The 23,995-nt window shown below is 36.7% G+C and carries 28 protein-coding genes and 1 riboswitch; of the genes, 24 read left to right on the top strand and 4 right to left on the bottom strand.

From position 1 onward, the window contains the following. Window positions 1-97: 97 nt before the first annotated feature. From QNH29_RS21490 to QNH29_RS21425, 14 genes are all read left to right on the top strand, one after another. Window positions 98-988, top strand: coding sequence for a superoxide dismutase (locus QNH29_RS21490; RefSeq protein ID WP_283861349.1), 891 nt, complete (start codon window positions 98-100; stop codon window positions 986-988). A gap of 141 nt (window positions 989-1,129) precedes the next feature. Next, window positions 1,130-2,275, top strand: a complete 1,146-nt coding sequence (locus tag QNH29_RS21485) for a D-alanyl-D-alanine carboxypeptidase family protein (RefSeq protein WP_481858749.1) — start codon at window positions 1,130-1,132, stop codon at window positions 2,273-2,275. After that, on the top strand, window positions 2,268-2,855 hold the full coding sequence (locus QNH29_RS21480) for a nucleoside recognition domain-containing protein (RefSeq protein ID WP_283861348.1): 588 nt from the start codon (window positions 2,268-2,270) through the stop codon (window positions 2,853-2,855). Before QNH29_RS21485 ends, QNH29_RS21480 begins: the two co-directional genes overlap by 8 nt. Window positions 2,856-2,860: 5 nt before the next feature. Further along, window positions 2,861-3,397, top strand: a complete 537-nt coding sequence (locus QNH29_RS21475; RefSeq protein ID WP_283861347.1) for a spore maturation protein — start codon at window positions 2,861-2,863, stop codon at window positions 3,395-3,397. A 226-nt stretch (window positions 3,398-3,623) separates the two neighbouring features. After that, the gene (gene rluB, locus QNH29_RS21470; protein WP_283861346.1) at window positions 3,624-4,361 is read left to right on the top strand and encodes a 23S rRNA pseudouridine(2605) synthase RluB; all 738 of its coding nucleotides are present in this window, start codon (window positions 3,624-3,626) and stop codon (window positions 4,359-4,361) included. 103 nt (window positions 4,362-4,464) lie between these two features. Then, entirely contained in the window at window positions 4,465-4,989 is a 525-nt protein-coding gene (resA, locus tag QNH29_RS21465) for a thiol-disulfide oxidoreductase ResA (RefSeq protein WP_283861345.1), read from the top strand. Window positions 4,990-5,012: 23 nt separating this feature from the next. Continuing rightward, entirely contained in the window at window positions 5,013-6,644 is a 1,632-nt protein-coding gene (gene resB, locus QNH29_RS21460; RefSeq protein WP_283861344.1) for a cytochrome c biogenesis protein ResB, read from the top strand. After that, window positions 6,645-7,829, top strand: a complete 1,185-nt coding sequence (gene ccsB / locus QNH29_RS21455; RefSeq protein ID WP_283861343.1) for a c-type cytochrome biogenesis protein CcsB — start codon at window positions 6,645-6,647, stop codon at window positions 7,827-7,829. Window positions 7,830-8,002: 173 nt separating this feature from the next. Beyond that, window positions 8,003-8,719, top strand: coding sequence for a response regulator transcription factor (locus QNH29_RS21450; RefSeq protein ID WP_034677293.1), 717 nt, complete (start codon window positions 8,003-8,005; stop codon window positions 8,717-8,719). Then, window positions 8,716-10,497 (top strand): ATP-binding protein, encoded by a 1,782-nt coding sequence (locus QNH29_RS21445; RefSeq protein ID WP_283861342.1) that lies wholly within the window; start codon window positions 8,716-8,718, stop codon window positions 10,495-10,497. Before QNH29_RS21450 ends, QNH29_RS21445 begins: the two co-directional genes overlap by 4 nt. 195 nt (window positions 10,498-10,692) lie before the next feature. Beyond that, window positions 10,693-11,244, top strand: coding sequence for an RNA polymerase sigma factor SigX (gene sigX / locus QNH29_RS21440; RefSeq protein WP_283861341.1), 552 nt, complete (start codon window positions 10,693-10,695; stop codon window positions 11,242-11,244). After that, window positions 11,219-12,406, top strand: a complete 1,188-nt coding sequence (locus QNH29_RS21435; protein WP_283861340.1) for a hypothetical protein — start codon at window positions 11,219-11,221, stop codon at window positions 12,404-12,406. The genes sigX and QNH29_RS21435 overlap by 26 nt, the downstream gene beginning before the upstream one ends. Before the next feature lie 181 nt (window positions 12,407-12,587). Then, the gene (locus QNH29_RS21430) at window positions 12,588-13,310 is read left to right on the top strand and encodes a peptidoglycan DD-metalloendopeptidase family protein (RefSeq protein WP_283861339.1); all 723 of its coding nucleotides are present in this window, start codon (window positions 12,588-12,590) and stop codon (window positions 13,308-13,310) included. Window positions 13,311-13,400: 90 nt separating this feature from the next. Next, a riboswitch (FMN riboswitch) is annotated at window positions 13,401-13,531 on the top strand. A 165-nt stretch (window positions 13,532-13,696) separates the two neighbouring features. After that, entirely contained in the window at window positions 13,697-14,266 is a 570-nt protein-coding gene (locus QNH29_RS21425) for an ECF transporter S component (protein ID WP_283861338.1), read from the top strand. 102 nt (window positions 14,267-14,368) lie between these two features. On the opposite strand, the gene QNH29_RS21420 is transcribed toward QNH29_RS21425, so the two are convergent. Further along, complete coding sequence (locus tag QNH29_RS21420) at window positions 14,369-14,617, bottom strand: ferredoxin (protein ID WP_026573327.1); 249 nt, start codon at window positions 14,615-14,617, stop codon at window positions 14,369-14,371. A 234-nt stretch (window positions 14,618-14,851) separates the two neighbouring features. On the opposite strand from QNH29_RS21420, the gene QNH29_RS21415 reads away from it, so the two are divergent. The 5 genes from QNH29_RS21415 to QNH29_RS21395 all read left to right on the top strand — a co-directional run bounded on the left by QNH29_RS21415 (window position 14,852) and on the right by QNH29_RS21395 (window position 19,183). Further along, window positions 14,852-15,898, top strand: coding sequence for a YpbB family protein (locus QNH29_RS21415; RefSeq protein WP_283861337.1), 1,047 nt, complete (start codon window positions 14,852-14,854; stop codon window positions 15,896-15,898). Next, a complete protein-coding gene (locus QNH29_RS21410) occupies window positions 15,889-17,394 on the top strand; it encodes a RecQ family ATP-dependent DNA helicase (RefSeq protein ID WP_283861336.1) in 1,506 nt (501 codons plus the stop codon). The genes QNH29_RS21415 and QNH29_RS21410 overlap by 10 nt, the downstream gene beginning before the upstream one ends. Next, the gene (locus QNH29_RS21405; protein ID WP_283861335.1) at window positions 17,391-17,996 is read left to right on the top strand and encodes a CPBP family intramembrane glutamic endopeptidase; all 606 of its coding nucleotides are present in this window, start codon (window positions 17,391-17,393) and stop codon (window positions 17,994-17,996) included. Before QNH29_RS21410 ends, QNH29_RS21405 begins: the two co-directional genes overlap by 4 nt. Next, entirely contained in the window at window positions 17,993-18,640 is a 648-nt protein-coding gene (locus QNH29_RS21400; RefSeq protein ID WP_283861334.1) for a LysM peptidoglycan-binding domain-containing protein, read from the top strand. Before QNH29_RS21405 ends, QNH29_RS21400 begins: the two co-directional genes overlap by 4 nt. A gap of 87 nt (window positions 18,641-18,727) precedes the next feature. Beyond that, window positions 18,728-19,183, top strand: a complete 456-nt coding sequence (locus tag QNH29_RS21395) for a DUF2663 family protein (protein ID WP_283861333.1) — start codon at window positions 18,728-18,730, stop codon at window positions 19,181-19,183. Window positions 19,184-19,216: 33 nt separating this feature from the next. Here QNH29_RS21395 and QNH29_RS21390 read toward each other — a convergent pair whose 3' ends face one another. The 3 genes from QNH29_RS21390 to QNH29_RS21380 form a co-directional block, all read right to left on the bottom strand. Then, complete coding sequence (locus tag QNH29_RS21390; protein WP_283861332.1) at window positions 19,217-19,786, bottom strand: manganese catalase family protein; 570 nt, start codon at window positions 19,784-19,786, stop codon at window positions 19,217-19,219. A 76-nt stretch (window positions 19,787-19,862) separates the two neighbouring features. Further along, window positions 19,863-20,123 (bottom strand): spore coat protein CotJB, encoded by a 261-nt coding sequence (locus QNH29_RS21385; protein WP_283861331.1) that lies wholly within the window; start codon window positions 20,121-20,123, stop codon window positions 19,863-19,865. Next, window positions 20,120-20,350 (bottom strand): spore coat associated protein CotJA, encoded by a 231-nt coding sequence (locus QNH29_RS21380; RefSeq protein WP_283861330.1) that lies wholly within the window; start codon window positions 20,348-20,350, stop codon window positions 20,120-20,122. The genes QNH29_RS21385 and QNH29_RS21380 overlap by 4 nt, the downstream gene beginning before the upstream one ends. A gap of 142 nt (window positions 20,351-20,492) precedes the next feature. On the opposite strand from QNH29_RS21380, the gene QNH29_RS21375 reads away from it, so the two are divergent. From QNH29_RS21375 to QNH29_RS21355, 5 genes are all read left to right on the top strand, one after another. Continuing rightward, window positions 20,493-21,125, top strand: coding sequence for a CBS domain-containing protein (locus tag QNH29_RS21375; protein ID WP_283861329.1), 633 nt, complete (start codon window positions 20,493-20,495; stop codon window positions 21,123-21,125). A gap of 58 nt (window positions 21,126-21,183) precedes the next feature. Continuing rightward, window positions 21,184-21,426 (top strand): hypothetical protein, encoded by a 243-nt coding sequence (locus QNH29_RS21370; RefSeq protein ID WP_283861328.1) that lies wholly within the window; start codon window positions 21,184-21,186, stop codon window positions 21,424-21,426. A 70-nt stretch (window positions 21,427-21,496) separates the two neighbouring features. Then, a complete protein-coding gene (locus QNH29_RS21365; RefSeq protein WP_283861327.1) occupies window positions 21,497-22,267 on the top strand; it encodes a metallophosphoesterase in 771 nt (256 codons plus the stop codon). A 39-nt stretch (window positions 22,268-22,306) separates the two neighbouring features. Then, on the top strand, window positions 22,307-23,218 hold the full coding sequence (locus QNH29_RS21360; protein ID WP_283861326.1) for a MerR family transcriptional regulator: 912 nt from the start codon (window positions 22,307-22,309) through the stop codon (window positions 23,216-23,218). 71 nt (window positions 23,219-23,289) lie between these two features. Further along, on the top strand, window positions 23,290-23,871 hold the full coding sequence (locus QNH29_RS21355; protein ID WP_283861325.1) for a genetic competence negative regulator: 582 nt from the start codon (window positions 23,290-23,292) through the stop codon (window positions 23,869-23,871). Window positions 23,872-23,995 lie beyond the last annotated feature (124 nt).

Genomic DNA, 23,995 nt, shown 5'->3' with positions numbered 1-23,995 from the left:
AAACCAACTGTCCTTTTACTCAGGGCAGTTTTTTTGTTCATAAACTAGAATATAATTCATACCTTTTAGGGGGAGCGAAATTAAAGGGTGGGATGATATGAATCGGTTTAGTCAATATGTTCACGAGTTATTTGAATGGAATGAGCAAATGAAGCAGTTCCTGCAAACAGATGAGGTAAAAGATAATCTAGAGTTATGGGAGCAGCTCGAACATTTCACTGAATTAATTGAAAGTGCAAATGGTTCATTATCTGATCAGGAAATGCTAAGTCTTCAAACAAAAGCAGAAGAAATTCATGAACAATTGGAGAGTTATTTTTCGCGTAAACAAGGTGTAGGGAATATTTGGAGTGAAAAAAAGACTGTCCCGCCTGGGGGGCATACACTCCCGGAGCTCCCTTATGCCTATAATGCCTTAGAACCTTATATTTCGGAGGAAATCATGAAGCTCCATCATGATAAGCACCATCGCTCGTATGTAGAAGGGTTAAACAAAGCCGAGATAAACTTAAAGAAGGCTAGGGATAATAATGATTTCTCCCTCATTAAACATTGGTCAAGAGAATTGGCCTTTCATGGCTCTGGGCATTATTTGCATACAATTTTTTGGAAAAATATGATTCCAAAAGGAGGAGGAAGCCCACAAGGTCTCCTAAAAAAGGAAATAGAAAATTATTTTGGGAGTTTTGACAAATTTAAAAAACAGTTTTCCGAAGCGGCAAAACAGGTTGAGGGAGTAGGGTGGGCGCTCCTTGTCTGGTCCCCGCGTGCCAGGCACCTCGAGGTATTACAATCGGAAAGACATATGCTGTTAACGCAATGGGACACTATTCCATTACTAGTTTTAGATGTTTGGGAACATGCTTATTATCTTCAGTATAAGAACAATAGAGCTGAATACGTTGAAAATTGGTGGAATCTCGTAAACTGGAATGAGGTTGAAATGAGGTTTGATAAAGCCTCTGAGATAAAGTGGCCAGCATTTTAACATGAAAGGCAACCGGCGAAAGTCGATTGCCTTTTCATTTTTTAGGACAAATAGTCATATCAAGCCTTGTCCTGCATAAAATTTTAGAAAGCTAGATAGTAGCATGGCTAGAAATGTTAACGAAGGGGACGAGGTAAACTTATGAGAATGATTTGGAAGCTAGTCATTTTTGCCCTCATGTTCTCACTATTCATTACAAACATTCCTCAAAAGGTGGATGCTTCCGTTTCCGTAAGTGCACGTGGTGCAGTTCTAATGGAGCAAGAATCAGGGCGTGTCCTATTTGAGAAAGATGCCCATACAAAACGAAGGATTGCTAGTATTACAAAAATAATGACGGCAATTCTTGCAATTGAATCGGGAAAAATGAATGAAATAGTGAAAGTAAGTGAACAAGCTACCCGCGCTGAGGGATCGTCAGTGTACTTAAAGCCGGGAGAAAAGATTAAACTGGAGCATTTAGTTTATGGACTTATGCTAAGGTCAGGAAATGACACAGCTGTTGCTATAGCTGAACATGTCGGGGGGAGTATGGATGGATTTGTATATTTAATGAACCAAAAGGCAAGCGAAATTGGTATGTTAAATACTCATTTTTCTAATCCACACGGTTTGGACGACCACGAAGACCACTATTCAACTGCCTATGACATGGCTCTATTAACACAGTATGCTATGCAAAATAAGACTTACCAAAAAATTGCTGGGACAAAAACGTATAAAGCACCAAATCCTACCGAAAATTGGGACCGTCAGTGGAAAAATAAGAACCGCTTACTTACAAAGTACAAATATACGACTGGCGGAAAAACTGGGTATACAAAACGAGCAAAAAGAACCCTAGTTACAACAGCAACCAAAGGGGACATGAATTTAATTGCGGTTACATTGAATGCACCAGACGATTGGAATGATCACATTTCTATGTATGAAAATGGTTTTAAAACCTACGATATGGCGGAAGTTTTGTCAAAAGGAAAGATAGAAATAAAAACAAATAAGTTTTATCAAAAACATCTATATTTAAAAAACACGGTTGTTTACCCTGCCAAAAGTGAGGAAATGGACTTGTTCTCCATAAAATATAAATTAAATAAGCCTGGAAAAGATTGGGGGGACTCGAACCATAACGGGGAGGCTGTTGGTAAAGCCCAGGTTTTCCTGGATGGAAAGATGGTTAGAGAAACACCTATTTATTATCAAGGAGGTCCTGAGAAGAAAAAGGGACTGTTTGATTCGATAAAAAGTATATTTCTTTCAGTTATTGGCGTGAAACTAAATGGTTAATTATATTTGGGTATTTATGACGATTGTTGGTTTTGTTTTTGCAATGATTAACGGAACGATGGAAGAAGTAAATAAGGCAATATTTGATGGGGCAAAGGAGGCAGTAACCCTTTGTATGGGCTTAATCAGCATTCTTGTTTTTTGGCTGGGAATGATGCGTATTGCCCAGGAATCAGGGTTACTTGAATTGTTATCAAAATTGTTTCGTCCGCTTGTAAAAAGATTATTTCCGGATGTGCCAACGAACCACCCTGCGATGGGATATATATTATCTAATATGATTGCTAATATGTTCGGCTTGGGTAATGCAGCCACGCCGCTTGGAATTAAAGCAATGGAGGAATTAAAACATTTGAATGGAGGCAAGAATACAGCCAGTCGTTCAATGGTTACATTCTTGGCAATAAATACGGCAAGTATTACTATCATTCCTACAACAGTCATTGCAATTCGAATGAACTATAATTCTGCCTCCCCAACCGAAATTGTTGTACCAACGTTAATTGCAACCATTATTTCTATGCTTGGAGCTGTAATGATAGATCGTTATTTTTATAATCGACGAAGTCGTAAAGGATGAATGGAATGGAATTTCTTTCGCTCATATCCCTTGGTTTTATCCCTGTTTTAATAGGAATTATCCTTCTCTATGGAACGTTCAAACAAGTTCCGACATATGAGAGTTTTGTTGAAGGTGGAAAAGAAGGGATCAAAATTGCTTTTTCCATCATTCCATTTCTTGTTGGCATGTTGGTGGCTATAACTGTCTTCAGGGCTTCTGGTGCCTTAGAAGCATTAATGAATTGGATTAGACCGGTGATGGAAGCAATTGGCATCCCTGCGGAGATTGTTCCCCTCATCCTGATTAGACCCATTTCTGGAACTGCAGCACTTGGTATGACAAGTGATTTAATTGCTGTTTATGGTCCGGATTCTTTTATTGGCAGGCTGGCATCCGTTCTGCAGGGAAGTACCGATACAACTTTTTATGTGTTAACAGTTTATTTCGGTGCTGTAGGTATTAAAAAAATGGGAGATGCATTAAAGGTGGGGCTTCTGGCCGATGTAGTAGGGATTATAGCAGCCATTTTTGTTGTGGTATTTGTCTTTGGCGCAAAGTAAGAAATATAATTTGCTCAATATATTAATATAAAATAAGCAGGTTCCTAGGAGAAGATGAAAATAATAGGAGTCTGCTTATTTATTTTTTTCTTAAAAAAGCCGTTACTTTGAAAATAGTCGATTTTGTGTCATAATTCATTAGGAAAGAAAAACAAATTGTTTCCTATAAACTGTGGTGTTAGACATGGTATTTTAAAATAAAGGTAAACAGCTGAGGTGGATCATAATGGAAAGATTGCAAAAGGTAATGGCACGTGCAGGAATAGCTTCTAGAAGAAAATCTGAAGAATTGATTAAAGCAGGCAAGGTAAAAGTTAATGGGAAAATTGTCACGGAGGTTGGGATAAAAGTAACTAACTCCGACAGAGTTGAAGTTGATGGGATTCAGATTGAGAAGGAGGAACCTGTTTATTTTCTTTTATACAAACCTCGTGGTGTTATATCAAGTGTAAGTGATGATAAAGGTAGAAAGGTCGTCACTGATTTCTTTCCATATATTCAGGAAAGAATTTTTCCGGTAGGCAGACTTGATTATGACACTTCGGGATTATTACTTTTAACTAATGATGGGGAATTTGCGAACCTACTTATGCACCCACGGAATGAGATTGAAAAAACATATGTGGCTAAAACGAAAGGTATTCCATCAAAGGAGAATCTTCGTAAATTGGAAAGAGGTATCCGACTTGAAGATGGAAAAACGGCCCCTGCTAAAGTTAAAATGCTTTCGGTAGATAAACAGAAACAAACGGCAATTGTTGAAATCATCATACACGAAGGGCGAAATCGTCAGGTTCGTAGAATGTTTGAAGCAATTGGGCATGAAGTATTGAAGCTGAAACGAGAGCGCTATGGTTTCTTAACATTGCATGGTTTATCCGCCGGGGATGCTAGAGAGCTGACACACCATGAAGTCAAGCTCCTAAGAGGACTTTCATTGGAGTCTACTAAGAAAAATTCATAAAGCTGTCACAATTGTATTCAGATGTTTTTACTATATATGTAGTGGAAAGTGATATAATTTAGACAATTGTGTTTAGAAATTGAGACTTTCAGGGGGGAGAAACATGAAAAAACGGCGATTAGTTATGAGGACAACAATTCTAGTTATTCTTGCAGCGGCCGTTGCCTATACGCTTTATGCCAACTTAACAAAGGATAATAGAATGAAAGTGGAAGTTGGTAAACAAGCTCCTGATTTTGTATTGGTTGATATGGAGGGGAACAAACATAAACTTTCTGATTATAAAGGACAGGGAGTATTTTTAAATTTTTGGGGAACTTGGTGTAAGCCGTGTGAAGCGGAAATGCCTTATATTAATAATCAATATAATCATTACAAAAACAATGGTGTTCAAGTATTGGCAGTTAATGTTAGTGAGTCTGAATTAGCGGTAAATCAATTTGCTGAGCGAAAGGAGCTAGACTTTCCTATTGTGATCGATACAGACGGACAAGTTCAGGCTGCATATGGAATTAACCCGCTACCTGCAACATTTTTGATTGACAAGGATGGGAAAGTGGTTAAATATCATACTGGAACATTAACAGAGTCAACTGTAAGGGAGTATATGGAGAAAATTAAACCTTAAGGGTTTGTAGGGAGTTTTTTGCAATGAAAGAGGTTAAATGTGAATGCGGACATGTTAATCCACATGGAACCGTATTGTGTGAGGCATGCGGAAAGGTTTTTGATGAACAATCTCAAGAGAAAACCCTGCTGGACATGCGCTATGAAGGCAGTGCTCGCCGTTCACAAACATATAATAAATCCATTGTTGATAAAATATGGAACTTTTTTTCTTCGGTTAAGGTAGGTGTATGGCTCATTGTCATTACCTTAGTGGCTTCTGCAGCTGGAACGATTCTGCCACAGGAAATGTACATACCACCTACTATGCCTGCAGAAGAATATTATGAAGATCAATATGGTTGGTTTGGGAAATTATACTATGAGTTAGGTTTAAACAATTTGTATAGCTCATGGTGGTATTTAATATTAATTGCTATGATAGGCATTTCTTTAGTCATTTGTAGTCTCGACAGAGTGGTGCCTTTGTATAAGGCGCTAAAAGCCCAAAGAGTAACTAGGCACGAAGGGTTTTTGAAGCGCCAGCGTCTGTTTGGAATAAGCCCAAACGCTGATGAACAAGACATTGCAGTGGTTAAACAACGATTACAGGCTAAACGTTATCATATAAGAGAAGAAAACGGAGATTTGCTTGCGGAAAAGGGGCGTTTTTCTCGCTGGGGTCCATATGTGAACCATGTGGGGTTAATTATTTTCTTAATCGGCGGCATGCTGCGATTTGTTCCAGGAATGTACATTGATAAAGTCTTATGGCTTCGTGAAGGTGAAACCAAGGTTGTTCCCGAAACAGACGGACAATACTATGTAGCTAACGAGAAATTTATCCTAGAGAATTATGATAAGGAAAAGGACAAAACCTTCGAAGCATCCATTGATCGAGCAGGTATGGTTGTAAAGAATTATCAAACAAATGCTGTCCTTTATAAAAGGGTAGGACCAGCGATCCCAGGGGAACAGCCAGAATTAGAAAAAGTAAAAGAACACAAAATTAGAGTCAATCAGCCATTGAAATTTGAAAGGTTTGCTTTATATCAGGTAGACTACAAACTTGATGAACTAAATACAATGTCTTTCTCATTAACCAACAAAGCAACCGGGAAAACGTTTGGGGACATAAAGATAAATCTTTATGATCCAAATCCGAAATATGACCTAGGAAATGGTTATCAAGTTGAAGTTTTGAGTTTTTTCCCAGACTTTGAATTTGCAGAAAATGGGGAGCCAACCACTAAATCAAGGATACCGAATAATCCTGCCTTTGTATTCAAAATGACATCACCAGAAGCACCAAATGGGGAAACTAGTTTTGTTGCGATTCAGCAAACCATTGAGCCATTAGGTGATAATCAATACAAAATGGCTTTCAAAGGGATTGAAACAAAAAATGTTACAGCCTTAACTGTTCGTAAAGATTTAACGATTTGGATTATCGCTTTAGGCGGTATTATCTTTATGATTGGTGTCATTCAAGGCGCATATTGGAACCATCGCAGAATTTGGGTACAAAATAAAAATGGTGAAATTTGGATAGCTGCACATACAAATAAAAATTGGTATGGTCTAAAAAGAGAAATTGAAAGTACGTTATCCGAAACGAAAATTAATATTCCTATTGATCAAATTCAAAGGGAAAAAGCGGATAAGGAGGGAGTCTAGTTGGTAACAATAAGTAGTAATTTACTTTATATTGCATTTATTCTTTATTTAGTTGCGACCCTCTTCTTTGGTGGAGCCATCAAGGCTAAGAAAGATATCGGGGAAAAGAAAGGTACAAATCGCTGGGGGAAAATTGCCGTTTTTTTAACAATTGTCGGGTTTATTTCTCAGGCAGGTTACTTTATTACAAGATGGATTGCCGCAGGACATGCACCTGTAAGTAATCTATTTGAGTTTACAACCTTTTTCGGAATGTGTCTCGTTGGGGCATTCATAGTAATTTATTTTATTTATCGGACACCGCTTCTTGGGTTGTTTACAATGCCTGTTGCGATACTCGTGATTGCCTATGCAAGCATGTTTCCTAGAGATATCTCGCCATTAATACCTGCTTTGCAAAGTGACTGGCTTCATATCCACGTTACAACAGCTGCTTTAGGTGAAGCGATTTTAGCAATAAGCTTTGCGGCCGGATTAATTTACCTAGTAAAGGTAATTGATCAATCTAAAGCGAGTAAACGAACCTTTTGGCTTGAAACGGTGATGTTTGGATTAGTAACAACACTAGGATTTGTTCTTGTCTCCACTTTGTTCTCTGCTATGGATTATAAAGCAGAATTTAATTGGATTGATAAGAATGACCAAGCGGCGACAATTGAATATACTATGCCAGCAATTACTGGTCCTCATGAAGGGGAACTCCTAACAAAAGAGAAATTTGAACCATTTGTTGAAATGCCCCCATTAATAAATGCAAAGAAAATGAATTCTGTTATTTGGTCATTTATTGGTGGCTTTATCCTATATGGTTTATTAAGATTAATACTAAGAAAACGTATCTCTGCTGCACTGCAGCCTTTAGTTAAAAACATTAACCTCGATTTTGTCGATGAAATTAGCTATCGTTCAGTCCTTATTGGTTTCCCTGTATTTACCTTAGGTGCATTAATATTCGCGATGATTTGGGCGCAAATTGCCTGGACAAGATTCTGGGGCTGGGATCCGAAAGAGGTATGGGCGTTAATTACGTGGTTATTCTATGCAGCCTTTTTACATCTCCGTCTTTCAAAAGGGTGGCATGGGGAAAAGTCAGCTTGGCTTGCTGTAATTGGTTTTGTCATTATTATGTTTAACTTGGTGGCAGTAAACCTAGTTATTGCAGGTTTACACTCTTATGCTGGTTAACATCAACTTTAACTTAATAGCCTTTACTTCTCTAAGTAAAGGTTATTTTTTGAATTAATCGCGGCAAATAGGTTTATTCGTCATAAATTCGACACTTTTTGCCAAGACAATTACGTTTAGTTATAGATTAAAATAATCACATTTTGTAAAATAACTGCATGGGGGGATTATTAATGGATAAAGACGTGAAAATTTTAGTAGTAGATGATGAGGAAAGAATTCGCCGTTTATTAAAAATGTATTTAGAGCGTGAGGAATATTCGATTGATGAAGCAGAAGATGGGAATGAGGCATTAGCGAAAGCGATTGCAAATGATTATGATGTCATCCTTTTAGACTTAATGATGCCTGGTAAAGATGGATTAGAGGTTTGCCGTGAATTAAGGGAAAAGAAGGCCACGCCTGTTATTATGTTAACAGCTAAAGGTGAAGAGGTAAACCGTGTCCAGGGCTTTGAAGTGGGTACAGACGACTACATTGTAAAACCGTTCAGCCCTAGAGAAGTAGTGCTACGCGTAAAGGCCCTATTAAGAAGGTCATCTCAGACGAGTTATCTCCAAACCGATACAACAACGAAGGATGTTATTGTGTTCCCGCATTTAACCATCGACAATGACGCGCATAGAGTTTTGGCAGATGGTAAGGAAGTAAGTTTAACTCCTAAAGAATATGAATTACTCTATTTTCTTGCTAAAGCACCAGACAAAGTATTTGACCGAGAACAATTACTGAAAGAAGTATGGCATTATGAATTTTTCGGAGATTTACGTACGGTTGACACACACGTAAAGCGTCTTCGTGAAAAATTAAATAAAGTTTCTGAGCAGGCAGCAAGAATGATTGTAACAGTTTGGGGAGTTGGTTACAAATTCGAGGTAGTGAATGAATGACCTTTTTACGAAGTGTAGTTGGTAAGCTTTGGTTTACCATCATATTTTTGGTTGCCTTTATCCTATTCATCCTAACAGTAATGCTCTTAGAATTCTTTGAGAATAACACCATTATGGAAACCAAAAATGATTTAACTCATCAGGCTGTGAAAATAGCCAATGTATTGGAAAATCATCCTGATGAGCAATTCCCTTTAGGGTTAGAAATCTCTTGGGAAATTATTGATGAAGTTACAAATGTGGTCATCATAAAAAATGACCAGGAAGTTTATTTCTCTCCTAACTCGGAGAAATCAGTAAAATTATCCGTCCCAGACATCCGAAATGATGTGGAATTGTCAAAGGTCTTTGAGGAGAACAGAATAGTTGAAAAAGTCTCGAAGCTCTCGTCTAATGAATCTGATAAAGACGTTGCAAAATATTCAATTATTGGTGTTCCTCTGCATATGGATGAAGGAAAAATTGGTGCTGTTTTTATTTACCAATCATTGGAGGTTGTTGAAGAAACTACCCATTCAACTACCAATTTTATATTACTTGTTGCAGGTGTGGCAATTATCCTAACAACTATTTTTGCCTTCTTTTTGTCTACCAGAATTACAGCACCATTAAGGAAAATGAGAGAAGCAGCATTTGAAGTAGCTAGAGGGAAATTTGATACGAAAGTACCAATCCTAACTCATGACGAAATTGGGGAACTTGCTACAGCCTTTAATCAAATGGGGCGGCAGTTAAAGTTCAATATGAATGCTCTTAGTCAGGAAAAAGAGCAGCTAGCTAGTATCCTAAGTAGTATGGCAGATGGCGTAATAACCTTTAACCGTGATGGCACCATCTTAATAACCAATCCTCCAGCAGACCGTTTTTTACAATATTGGTACTATGAAAAAGGTGGACCCGGCAGCACTTCTGAAGAAATACCTACAGAAGCAATGGAACTTTTTCAACGAGCTGTTGATACGGAGAAAGAGCAAGTAGGAGAAATTTCTCTTCAAGGCCGTCATTGGGTGATTCTAGTCAGCCCTCTGTATAGTAACCGGTTTATACGTGGAGCAGTAGCTGTTCTTAGAGACATGACAGAGGAACGGCTATTAGAAAAAATGAGAAAAGACTTTATAGCAAATGTTTCTCATGAGCTTCGAACACCGATTTCTATGTTACAGGGCTATAGTGAAGCTATTGTAGATGATATTGCAGAATCTCAGGAAGAGAAAAAGGAAATGGCTAAAGTCATCTATGATGAATCACTTAGGATGGGCAGGCTTGTAAATGAGCTTCTTGACCTTGCTAGAATGGAAGCAGGGCATATTCAATTAACACTTGATCAAGTTAATTTGCCTTCGTTTATGAATAGAATTATTCATAAATTTCAGGGGCTGGCAAGAGACAATGATATTTCCCTCAGTGCTGACCTAGAAAATGATATACCGAATATTTTATTTGACCCTGATCGTATCGAGCAAGTGCTAACCAATTTAATTGATAACGCGATTAGACATACTCCGCAGGGAGGATCTGTTCGATTACTTGTGAAAAATGAAGATTTCGGGATTAAAGTAGAGGTTTCCGATTCTGGTTCAGGTATACCAGAAGAGGACTTACCATTCGTTTTTGAACGTTTTTATAAAGCAGATAAAGCTCGAACTAGAGGAAGAGCTGGTACTGGGCTGGGACTCGCTATCGCGAAAAATATCATTGATGCTCATCGAGGGCATATTTCTGTTCAGAGTAAAATCGGACAAGGAACGACATTTACCTTCTTACTTCCACGAAAATAAGAAAAATATGGCGTTTTCTCTTGATTCACGAGGAACATTTTATATTTTACACAAAATCCATTCTTTAGGGAGTGGTTTTTTGTTTTTTATGGTTGATAAGAATGCCTTCACTTTTTGGCTTAAAAAGTCTATATTTAAAAGTGAAACCTTTTGTACATAAGTATCGACTAATTCTATGAACGGGGAGGGGAATGGATGGACTCCGTTTTCGATGAACTATATCAAAAATATCATCATGATGTTTTTCAATTTTTATTTTATATGGTTAGAAACAAAGAACAGGCAGAGGATTTAGTACAGGAAGTATATATAAGGGTGTTTAAATCCTATCATCGCTTTGAAGGAAAGAGCAGCGAAAAAACATGGCTATTTTCTATTGCCCGGAATGTTGCAATTGATTCTTTTCGAAAGCAAAAGGGATGGAAAGGCAGATTGCTTGAAAAGTTTGACTGGTCCTCCAGCCAAGTGAAAGATGAATACCCAATTCCGGAAGAAATTATGGTTCATAACGAAGAAATTAAATGGATTTATAAATGTTTAAATCATTGTACAGTTGACCAACGTTCTGTTATCATATTACGTTTTTTAAATGATTTATCGATAACGGAAACAGCCGAAACCTTGGGGTGGACAGAGAGTAAAGTAAAAACAACACAACACCGCGCTTTAAAGGTATTAAAGAAGCATATGGAATTATTTCAAGAAAAGGAGGGATTAGAGAGTGAAAAAGTCAGAGTGGAGCGATAAGCAGCTCGAAGAATTACTAAGGCAAATGCCCAAAATACATGACCATCGCAATCCTCGAGACATATACCAAAATCTTTCTATTAAAAAGAGAAAAAGGCCTGCATGGATATTACCAGGTATTGCAACTGCAGCCGCATTACTCCTATTTTTCTTATTAGTACCTAAAATGTTGGATAGAACGGAATATTCTCTTGACCGTATTGGTCAGGAAAAATCGTCCCAAGAGGAACAAATAAGTCTCCCGCAAGAAGACTCATCAATTCAGATGAAAAAAGAAGATTCAATGAAAAATGAAACAGGATTATCAGGTGCTGAATCAAAAATGCTTATGACAGGCAGCGATAAAACGGCACTATATGAAGATGAGGTAGTCGATGGGACAGTAATTACCTACTGGATTCCTGATTCTCAAGCTCAAGTTTTAGTGCCTGTCGCAACGGTTGTCCCAAAAGATAGTAATAAAAACTGGCTTACTTATTTCACAGAAAATATGGCATTATTAAAGGAAGAGGAATGGGGATTATCAGATTATTATCCTTTAAATGCAACATTTACATTAGATAATTCAAAAAACACCGTCATTGTTGATGTACCTAATGATCATAACTATGGAGAAGGTTCTACATCTGAAACCAATTTTATCAACTTATTAAAGAAGAATTTTGCGTCGAATAGCCAAGTAAATAAAATTATGCTGACAACAAATGGTCAACCGGGTATAGAATTTGGTAATTTTGGTGTAGTGGAAGAAATAACTGTTGAACCAGAAGAAAAACATGCCTACTTCTTCTATACACCGGATGGAATGGAAACTACCTATCTCGTCCCATCGACCGTTAGGTATCAAGACATTACCGCTGCTTTTGAAGCGATGAAGACAGGTCAACCGGAGCTGGGTTTAGCAGCCTCACTAGCACCCTCATTTCCTTTTAAGGATGTTACTGTCAGGGAAAATAAACTAATTATCACTATGGATGATAATGCAGATATGGAGAATAACCTAGAGAATACACACTCCTTTGAAGCTATTTTATTAACAGCTAAGGAGTTTGGAATTGATACAATTACGATTTTAAATGCTCCTATTAAGCTTTTAGGTCCGTTTGATTTGACAAAGGAAATGAAAGTTCCATTAGCCCCAAATCACCGTACACTTCAATAAAAAAGAGTAAAAAAAGATTGACCTTTCTGAGGGTTAATCTTTTTTTATGAATAAAAACCTAATTCTCTCCAAATTATAACAAGTATGTTCAACCGCTCACATCAACAATATGTTCTAAACATGAATGGATAAACATATGGTTTGTGGAGAAGAGGACAAGATTAAGGAGGAAAAAAATTAAATGCGAGACTACATAAGGCGGCTTTTAATCGCCGCAATTATGGCGCTTTGTGTCAGCTTATTATTTCTAGGAGGTAAGCAGACGGAAGCGAGTATGCAGGAGTCAAGAGAAATAAAAGCTGGATGGATATGGCCCGCGGATGGTGTCATATCTGATACATATGGGACAAGGCATGGAACACATAAAGGAATTGATATAGCTGGGGGTCTTAATTCGCCTATTGTTGCTGCGGCGGATGGTATGGTAGGTAAATCCTATTATTCGAATACATATGGGAATGTAATCTTTATTAAGCACCCCAATAATTATGTTACCGTTTATGCCCACTTAAATAATCGCCATGTACATGAAGGGCAAGAGGTTAAGCAGGGTGATAGAATAGGGACAATGGGGAGAACGGGCGAATCTACAGGAGTTCATCTCCATTTTGAGAGTCATCAAATCGAATGGACATATGATAAAAAAAATGCAATTGACCCTGAAAGGCTGCTTGGCAATGCTGGTGTAGGCGCGGCTGTAAAGGGTGGTATGGCCAGTACTAATGAAAGCCTGGCAGCTAGTACAAATGTTAATGGGGATAAAGCCCAATATATTGTACAAGCAGGAGATACACTGACCTCGATTGCAAAGAAAAGTAATCTTACAGTTGAAAAGCTTAAAGAAGTAAATCAACTGAAATCAGATCTTATCATGCCAGAGCAAGTATTAGTTATCCATAAATAAATGACAAAACGCTAACCATCACATATGGGTTAGCGTTTTTCTTTTCAAAACTAATATTTGTTAGTATAATTAAAAAGAAATTAAATATCGATCTATCTTCGGGGCAGGGTGAAATTCCCGACCGGCGGTATTAGAGTAAACTCTTGAGCCCGCGAGCCTTTATGGCAGGATTTGGTGTGATTCCAAAGCCGACAGTATAGTCTGGATGGGAGAAGATGGAGGTTCTGCGACGTTCAAAAAACGATGGTATATTGGACGTTTATTAAGCGTGCCTTTGTAACTCCCTCAAGATGTTTTTCTTGGGGGTTTTTATTTTACTGGAGGGCACCTTAGCGATGCTGAACCTCTCTTCCTAAAGTGATGGATCAAAAGGAGAGAGGATAAGAATGAAGAAAAAAATGAGTGTCAAAGCAATTGTATCCATTGGAATGCTGAGCAGTATCGCATATCTTCTAATGCTGATAAATTTTCCGCTTCCGCCATTTCCCAATTTTTTATTTGTTGATTTTAGCGATATCCCAGCATTAATTGCAGCTTTACTATTTGGACCTGTTGCAGGAATATTGGTTGAGTTTTTCAAAAATGCACTTAACTATGTTGCTACTGGAAGTGCAACAGGTATTCCGGTTGGCCATATTGCCAATTTTTTAGCTGGTATCTTGTTTGTATTGCCAACTTACTATGTTTACAACAAAATGAAAACCAGAAAAGGCATGACACTGGCACTAATTGCCGGAACCCTTATAATGGCAGTCATGATGAGCGTTTTAAATTATTTGTTTATTTTACCGGCTTATACATCGCTGTTGAAGTTCCCAGACATGCGTAATTTAGTAGTACCTGCTATCTTACCTTTTAATATAATTAAAGGCATAATGATGTCATCCATATTTATGCTGTTATTTATTAGAATGCAGTCTTGGATTAATAAATTAACAATTGTAAAAAGTGCTTAAACCAAAGAAACCAGGCGTTCGCCTGGTTTCTTTTATTAAAATAAATAACCTCCGCCTAAGTTGGCGGAGGCAGCAGCTTAACAATATTTTAATGACAAAATATTATTCGAATTTAGTTGGGTTGCCGTCAAACGGTTCTTCAGCAACTTTAATTGAATCTGTTGGACAGCCTTCAAAAGCATCCATCATGTCATCAATTAAAACATCAGGGATTTCAACAATACCCTCATTATCATCAAGAGTTACAAATGCAATACCCTCATCATCATAATCATAAATGTCTGGTGCTGCTGCGCCGCATGCTCCGCATGCAATGCAAGTTTCTTTGTCAACAATCGTATACTTTGCCATGAAAAAAAAACCTCCCAATAAAATAACTTACTACCTTCCATATATTATGGAAACGCATTACTCATTCCTATTGTAAAACTCTACGACTAACTTTTCAATAGAAAAATGCCTATAGAATATGGATTCCCCTAATCTTCCACAATTTTTAGCAACAAGATTCTCAATTTCATGATAGAATAAGGGATAGAAAATTAGGTGATTTTGTCGATAATGAGCAAAAAGTGGTGGGGCCGAATGTTTAATATTGAAAACATTTTGTTATATTGTATAAAACAATTAAACGGAGAACGGACGATGTACTCCATCTATCACCTTTTAAATGGAAAAAAATCGTCACAAACACTTCAGGATGCCCATTTATTTTCATTAAAGAGGTACTTTCGAATTCTAGAACCCTTAACCCGTGAAACTTTCGAGGAAATTTTCTACCACTTACTTGAAAAAGAACTTGTTGAAGCAAGTGGGGAACAAAGATTTCAACTAACTTCGAAAGGTGAAGAGTATTTAGTATATTATGCACAGCCATATTATGTGAATGGTTGGCGATATCAGCCCTTTACTTCATTAGTTTGGGAAAGACTTTCGTTATTAGTACAAGTAATATCAAATTTTACATTCCAAGAAACGAAATATATTCCAATACAAAAAAATGTTGAAGTTCATAACTGGTTAAAGAATTTTCTAAAGTCTACACCTGTTTCAAAGCGAGAACTGGGAATATCGCTTTTTTCGGAATTAGTGGATATTCTTGAACAGGCAAGGGATGTCAATCCAGAGGTTTTGATTTTTAGATTAACGGGATATAAGCAAATTGGAAGGACCTCCTCCCAAATTGAGAAACAATTAAATATTGATTCCATACAATATCATCTCGAATTTATTAATTCAATCCATTGTGTACTTTATTTTGTTGAAAATGATCATTCTCGTTTTAAAGTGTTATCATCACTGCTAGCTAATATAGCTCAAAATGATTCTTTAACACTTTCGGCACATAAAACCTTGGTACTCTTGAATCAAGGCTTTACGATTGAGGAAATCTCTCGGATTCGAAATTTAAAAATAAGTACGATTGAAGATCATTTAGTAGAGTTTGCTTTGAATGTAAAAGATTTTTCGATTAACTCGTATGTCAATGAAGACATACAACATAGGATATTAGAAATTTCAAGGCGAGAATCTACAAGGCAGCTTAAGGTAATTAGGAATAACTTAAAAACAGCTTCCTATTTTCAAATAAGACTCGTTCTTGCAAAGTATGGTGATAGACAATGGAATTAGAAAATCTTCTAAATAAGTATTTTGGATATAAAACCTTTAAAACGGGGCAAAAAGAAGTGATTTCTTCTCTTCTTGCTGGGAACCACACGATTGCAATGCTTCCAACAGGTACTGGTAAATCCTTATGCTACCAACTTCCGGGGTATTGTCTCAATGGTCAAATCTTAATCGTTTCTCCACTGTTATCTCTAATGCAGGACCAGGTAGAACAAATAATGAAGTTTGGCGAGAAACGAGTCATTGCTTTGAATTCTTTTCTTGATCCTGGTAGAAGAGGCTACGTATTACGGAATTTAAAAAAATACAAATATATTTTCGTTTCGCCTGAGATGTTAAGCTTACCCATTATTATGAACAAGCTGCAGGCTCTTACGATTTCATTATTTGTAGTAGATGAGGCACATTGTATTTCACAATGGGGCTACGACTTTCGCCCAGAATATTCGAAGTTAGGAGAATATAGGAAACAATTAGGAGATCCCCTTACTTTAGCTTTAACAGCCACGGCAACAAAAAAGGTACGAGAGGATATAATTAAATCTCTTAACTTACAAAAATTTACCAAGGTTGAATCCACGATAGACCGGCCAAATATTGCTTTTTATATTGAAGAGGTATCTCACTATTACGATAAACATTCACGACTGATAGAATTAGCTGGACAGCTTCAGAAACCTGGAATCATTTATTTTTCTAGTAAGAAAACGGCTGAAGAGATGGCTCTGCGATTAGCAGAGAAGGGAATTACAAGATCCATGGCGTACCATGGGGGCTTGGACCAAGAACAAAGAATCATCATACAACAACAATTTATTCACGGACAACTTGATATTATTTGTGCAACAAGTGCTTTTGGCATGGGTGTTAATAAGGAAAATATTCGTTTTATTATTCACTACCATATGCCAATGCAAATTGAGTCATACCTCCAGGAGATAGGTCGAGCAGGACGCGATGGGCTTGACAGTATTGCTTATTTTTTATATTCTCCTGGAGATGAACAGCTTCCTGTACAGCTTGCGGAAAGTGAATTACCGTCTGAGTTGCAAATTGACTGGTTATTTTCATATTTTCCAAAGGTAGAAAAACTGGACGACCATTTCCTTGAAATGAATCAGCATTTAAGAGACGTCGGAGGTTTCTCTGAGATTCAATGGCGGATTATTGAAGACTTCATTAAGTCCCATGATTTCACCAATATAAACCAAGCAAAACAGAGCTTGAAGGATTTCGTTAATGACAGATTACGGGTTAAGAAAGACAGTATTTATTATTTAAAAAAGTGGGTCAAATCGACATCGTGCAGGCGCGATTTAATTCTGGAGTATTTTGAAGAAGAGCCTGGCAAGGGGAATAAAGCGAATTGCTGTGACGTTTGTGGAATTGAATTAGAACAATACCAAGCAGAAATAGGTACTCAAAGTAATTCTGTTCATGAAGAAAAATGGAAGGATTATTTAGCAAATATTCTACTAAATCGCGGGTTGAGTAAATGAAAAATAAATATAAAGAACTAATAAAAGGTTTAACTGACAGAGAGCTGCTCTCTCATTTATATATGACGCAAATCATACTGCTTGCGATTACTTTTATCTTAGGCATTCTTTTATTCGATCATTTTTCATATTTGAACACAATTGACATTTATGATGTAAGAATATGGTTGATTGGCGTTCCAGCCGGTACAGCTGTAGTCATTATTGATATTATCTTAATGAAGGTGTTGCCGAAGTCTTTTTATGACGATGGAGGTTTAAACGTAAGAATATTTAAAAATAGAAGTGTTATTCACATAGCTTGGATTGCAGCATTTGTAGCATTCAGTGAAGAATTACTTTTCCGTGGTATCATCCAAACAAAGCTTGGATTAGTTCTAGCAAGTATTATTTTTGCCATTATACATTATCGATACCTTTTTAATTGGTTTTTATTTTCTAATATTGTCATTCTAAGTTTTATTATCGGCTCCGTATATGAATGGAGTAACAATTTAGCCATTACAATTATCATGCATTTTACAATTGATTTTTTATTGGGGCTTTATATTAAGTATAAATACACCATAGATGCCGATGAACAGGAGGGGGCTGCTTCATGAATAAAGAAGAACCTTTTAGAAGCCAGGCGGAACGGCTAAAACGCCGAATTGAAAAAATTAATGAAGAACAAACCGAGGTTCGTGATCAATTGCCTCCTAGAGAGCAAATTCATAGAGAAAAAAGAAAGAAAACGAAATTAAAAATAAAGTATCCGATTATTCGAATCTTGGTATTATTTTTTATTCTTCTTCCTATCGTTATTTTTAGTGCATATTCGTATCTTGAGGAGGAAAAAGGCAACAAGGCTGAAAAAGTCAACGGTGACACTTCTGGATATGAAGTCATTAACTTTGAAAAAACTGAAACGGAAAGTACCATTGAAACCAAAGAAGAGGAAAAAGTAGATACTCCAGCAGAGGAGAATCTTGAGGCAATTGAAGTTCAAAAGCCTGTCATCCAGGATACCCCAATTGAAAGCCCAGCTTCTAAACCTACTGCCATTGCCGGACAAGGCACTGATAAAAATGCTGAACCTGCACCTCAAGTGATTTATCATAAAGTTAAAACAGGAGAAAATCTTTATCGTATCTCCTTAAAATATTATCATTCAAAAGCTGGAGAAGATATCATCCGCAAAGCCAATAATCTTTCAGGGAATGAAATATATTTGGGTCAGGTATTAAAAATTCCACTAAAAAACTAGCCGATCAATATTTTGATCGGTTTTTTATGTTATTTTTCATAATTTATCGGACAAGTTCATATCTATGGTACTGAGGTGGTTAATAGTATGGATAAACCAATTCGTTCACTCGAGCACACTGATGAAGCAACAAAACAAATGCTCGAAAACGTACGTAAAAGGAAAATTAAGTTTGATGCAGCCAAAAGATGGCATTATTTAACGATCTATTCTATGCTGCTTTTTGCCTTTCTGTTTTTTAGTTATTTCTATTTTATGATTGCCAAACAATACTCCTATTCTTTCTTTGCAATGTTCTCAGCTTCTGTTAGTGATGCCATGAATATCGGTTTATTGGCAATTACAGTAATCCTATATGGAGCAATGAATGTTCTAAGACAGCAGAAAGATAAAAAGGAGAAAGAATATCAGGAATTAAGGTGCGAAATAGTAAATCGCAGCAAGGATCTTTGGAAAAAAGAAGAGCATTGGAAAAATCGCCATCTTGATTTTGAGGTAATGAAAAAAAACTATGACATTAATCTTTATCACGAAAAAAAATAAGAAGCAGCCTTAAACTGCTTCTTTCGGCCGATTTTAAAAAAACTTCTTCTTTCCTTGTTCCTCTTTTAATATTTCTACTGCTTCCATGAAACGTTGTGAATGAATAATTTCGCGTTCACGAAGGAACCGTAACCCATCATTTAAATCTGGGTCATCGCTCAGATTAATAATCCATTGATAAGTAGCTCTTGCCTTTTCTTCAGCTGCAATATCTTCGTAGAGGTCGGCAATGGGATCACCTTTTGCTTGTATATAAGCAGCTGTCCATGGAACCCCTGAGGAATTTTCATAATATAGAGCATTATCATGAATGGCATAATGATCTCCTAAACCGGCTGCTTTCATCATTTCTGGTGTTGCATCCTTTGTAAGTTTATATATCATTGTGGCAATCATTTCAAGATGTGCAAATTCCTCTGTACCAATATCCGTTAATAATCCAATTACTTTATCAGGTATGGAATATCTTTGATTTAAATATCGTAATGCAGCTGAAAGCTCGCCATCGGCCCCGCCATATTGCTCAACCAAATATTTCGCTAATGTTGGATTACAAGTACTTACACGCACCGGATATTGAAGCTTTTTTTCATATATCCACATTTACACTATTCCCTCCCTTAGTTTATAAAATTAGCTAACCTTCTAGCTTCAGCGACTAAACAAGCTGCTTCCTCTTTTAAACCTGCCAAGGCCAAGGTGGCTCATTCCAATTCCATGGATGTCCAGAGTAGCTATGCCCATATTGCATTAGTGGACCAAATTGACTTTCAAATGCTTTTTTGATGGTCTTTCTTTCTTTTACATAATGATTAAATTGCCTAATAGCTTCCAGGTCATCAGGATGTGTATCTAGATACAATGTTAGTTCAACTAAAACAAAATCAACGGCTTGTAGCTGTTCCATTATTTGATAATATTCTGGTGGGATTTGTTTCATCGTGGAAGCCCCCCTTTAGCTTTCTCAAATGGGTTGTAATAGGGGTCGTAAAATGGTTTCCAGAGTGTTCCTGCTCTTAGTGCTTCATGTGGTGTAAATTGTGGAAGGTTTGGCGGTTGAAATCCGATATATAGATTTGGTGGAGTAGAATACGTTTTTTCTAGAATCGGCTTACAGGGGTCAAACGGACTAACGATTGGACAATATGTTTTATAAAGAGTAAACATTGTCTCCCTCCCTTAGTAAACATCATTAATAAATATGGAAGTTTATACAGTTTGATGACTTAATCTTGAAATAAAAAGGATATTTCAATGTTTTGTTGAAGTATAATAGGAATGTAGGATATTTCCATAGAGGTGATGGTAAGTGTTTGTAAAAAATATGATGATTCCAAATCATGCATGTGTGACGGTACAGGAAGATACGACATTGGGTGCTGCGTTAGAACAATTAGAGACCAATCAGATTGATGGTGTACCCGTCTTACAAGGGGAAAAGTATTTAGGAGTCGTTACACGTTACAATATTTATGAAAACTACTTTTTATCAGGAAAGCAGAAGGATGAATATTTAAGCAGCGTTACTGTAAAAGAAATCGCTACACATCAAGAAAAGTTCCTGTTGGGCGAAGAAGTTTTTGAAAAGACACTCCTTGATTTAAAAGACTTTCCATTATTGGCTGTCGTTGATCAAAATCGTAAATTCCTAGGGGTTGTGACACGTTCAGATGTACTCTCCACTTTTCAGAGCGCTTTCGGTGTAAATCGTCCTGGGGTAAGGATTGCCTTTACATCGGTAGAAACAGAAGGCCGAATTGCCCGCCTTTCTGAAATTGCCCATCACTTCCATGAACATATCATTTCACTTGTAACGTTTGATGAGACTGATAAATTAGTTCGAAGAATTGTTATGAAGGTTGAAAAGAATGATAATATTGATCGGTTTACAAAGAAGCTGGAAGAGCAAGGCTTCCGTATTTTAAGTATCCAGGAAGACTAGGAAATCAAAATGGAAAGAATTGAGATCCCTTCTCATACATTGTATGGGAGGGATTTTTGTGTTTAGGATAATCTGGAGAGTATCTTTTATTTTTCTGTGTGTATATTTATTTATTGAATGGTTTCCAATCACTTTTCCATTTCATTTTTCTGATATTTGGGTCGGACCAATTTTATATCCATTGGAATTTTTTGCAGCTTCATTTGCTTTTTTCTTCGGGTTATTCGTAAGTCTACAACTATTACAAGAGATTCTCAGACTGACATTAAAGGATGAAAAGAAAAAACGGAGTAAGCTTTAGTTCTTTTTAGTTTTCGTTTTCTTTATGGTATGATTTTCGTAGAATATTTAATAAGAAAAAGGGGAAATGGATGATTATTATTTTTGTTTTACTGTTAATTTTGGGAATAGCTTTAATCGTGTATATGGTGAAAGAGGCCACATTAAATAACGTGGTACTTCATGAAATGACCTTTGAAGATTTCCCCGAGTCGTTCGGGTCGGTGTCAATTTTTTTTATTTCTGATATACATAAGAGAATTATTAATGATGAAATTATCACGGCAGTTAAAGGAAAAACGGATATTGTAATCATTGGAGGGGATTTAACCGAAAAGAAGGTGCCTTTTGAACGGGTTAAGAAAAATCTCGAGAAATTAAAACAGGCAGGCCCAGTATATTTTGTTTGGGGCAATAATGATTATGAAACGGACTTTCGTAAATTGGACGCCATTCTTTTAGATTATGGAATAAAAGTTTTAGATAATACAGCTGCGATCTTTGAATCAAAAAGTGGAGACAAATTATCTTTGCTTGGTGTGGATGAAGTAGGTCAAGGTCGAGACAGATTAGATTTGGCTTTGCTGGATGCGGAGGATAAAAGTTTTAAAATATTGGCAAGTCACTACCCAGATATAACGGATAAGATATTGCCCGAACATAATATTCGTCTTGTGTTGAGTGGTCATACACATGGAGGACAAATACATATTTTAGGTTACAGTCCATTTAAAAAAGGGAAAGTCGAAAAATTAGAACATACAACATTATTAATTAGTAATGGGTACGGTACTACAGGGGTTCCGCTAAGACTTGGTGCACCTGCACAGTGTCATCTAATTACGATAAAAAAGGGTAGTTAATTTTTAAAAAGAATTTTGTTAACTATCGGAGGAATTAGGATGTCAGACCAAGAAGGTAAATATAATATTAAAGCAGCTGCTCTAATGCTGGGAATACAGCCAGGAACGTTAAGAGCATGGGAAAGAAGATACCAAATGATTGCTCCAGTTAGAAATGAGGCAGGACATCGATTATATACTGAAGCGCATATCAAAATACTAAAGTGGTTAATACAGAAGGTTAATCAGGGATTTACCATCAGTCAGGCTGTCTCTTTAATGGGGCAAAATCAGTTTCCAATGAATTTGGAGGAAATAAAGCTGAAGCAGGAAAGTCCCGTAATCGATTTAGCAGACTCGCTATATGAAGCCCTAATCCACTTTGAGTACGAGAGGATAAACGATATTATTAATACAATGTTTTGTATCTTTTCAATGGAAAAGGTTATCATTGATATTTTTACTCAGATACTAAAGAGAATTGAAGATTCTTACCGTACGGGGAAAATTATATCGGCACAGAAGTATTTTTCCTTAGCGCTCATAAAAGCCAGGATTACAATCATTATTCACGGTTTACCTTCTCCTGCTCGTCAGATAAAAGCCTTATGTATCCACTGGCAGGAAGATGAGGATAATATTGAACTGCTAATGTTTATTTTTTATTTAAAAAAAAGAGGTATCCAAGTAATAAATACAGGCAAATATAGTTCAGATGTGGAGAATGATCAAATAATAGACATGATCCATCCTGATTTGGTCATCATTTGCTGTGAAGTCCGGGAAGAACTAAAAGAAGCACTTTTACTGGTAAAGCATCTATCAATAAAATATCAGGATATTACCATTGGACTTGTAGGACAGGCTATAAATACGATGAAATCTTCCGATAAAGAACAATACTCATCCTTTATTTTCGGACAAACCATTGATCAATGGGATATATGGCTGATGCAGCAGATGGTATTATAGACAAAGCACCAACCTAAGCCGCCGACATACACTAGGGATAAGAGTTATGTCACGGCAGGGGGAAAAAGAGCATGCGCTTAGAACGCTTAACGGTTAATAAGATAAAAATTTTCTTAACCTCTGATGATTTATTGGAAAGGGGACTTTCCAAGGATGATATTTGGAAGGATTCTATAAAATGGCATCAACTTTTCCACGACATGCTGGAGGAGGCAAGTGAAGAATTTGATGTTGAGATACAGGGTTCTGTTGCAGTTGAAATTTTCTCTTTACAAGCTCAAGGAATGATTATGATTATAACAGTTGACGATAATATTGAGGACGAAGAAGTCTTATTTGATGGCTTTGTAGAGATGCAAGTAAGGGTTGATGGTTTTGAAAACCTGCTGTATCAATTCGAAAGTTTAGAAGATATTATCGCGCTGTCGCATAGGCTGTTTGCACTAAACGTAAGGGGCGGCAGTTTATATTCTTATAACGATCGATATTATCTAAATATGAATAACATTGATACTTCTATAGTGGAAAAAATTGCAGCATTTTTATCCGAGTACGGTAATCCATCAATTCTTAGCACATATATACTTGAAGAATATGGAAATAAAATTATTGAAGATAAAGCGGTGGAAACGATTAAAAAATATTTCAAATAATTTCAATACTTTGAGTAAATATAAATAGGAGTTCACCGCTCCTTTTTGTTTTACAAAAATTCCTTGTTTAAATATTTGACAGCGTTTACATTAAGTGACTTTTTAACAGTAAATAGTCAATCTT

It is taken from the genome of Neobacillus sp. DY30 (assembly GCF_030123065.1).
In the GTDB taxonomy this organism is placed as follows: Bacteria; Bacillota; Bacilli; order Bacillales; family Cytobacillaceae; genus Neobacillus.
The sequence above is the reverse complement of the archived record's forward strand: the minus strand, read 5'-3'. Positions and strand labels throughout refer to the sequence as shown.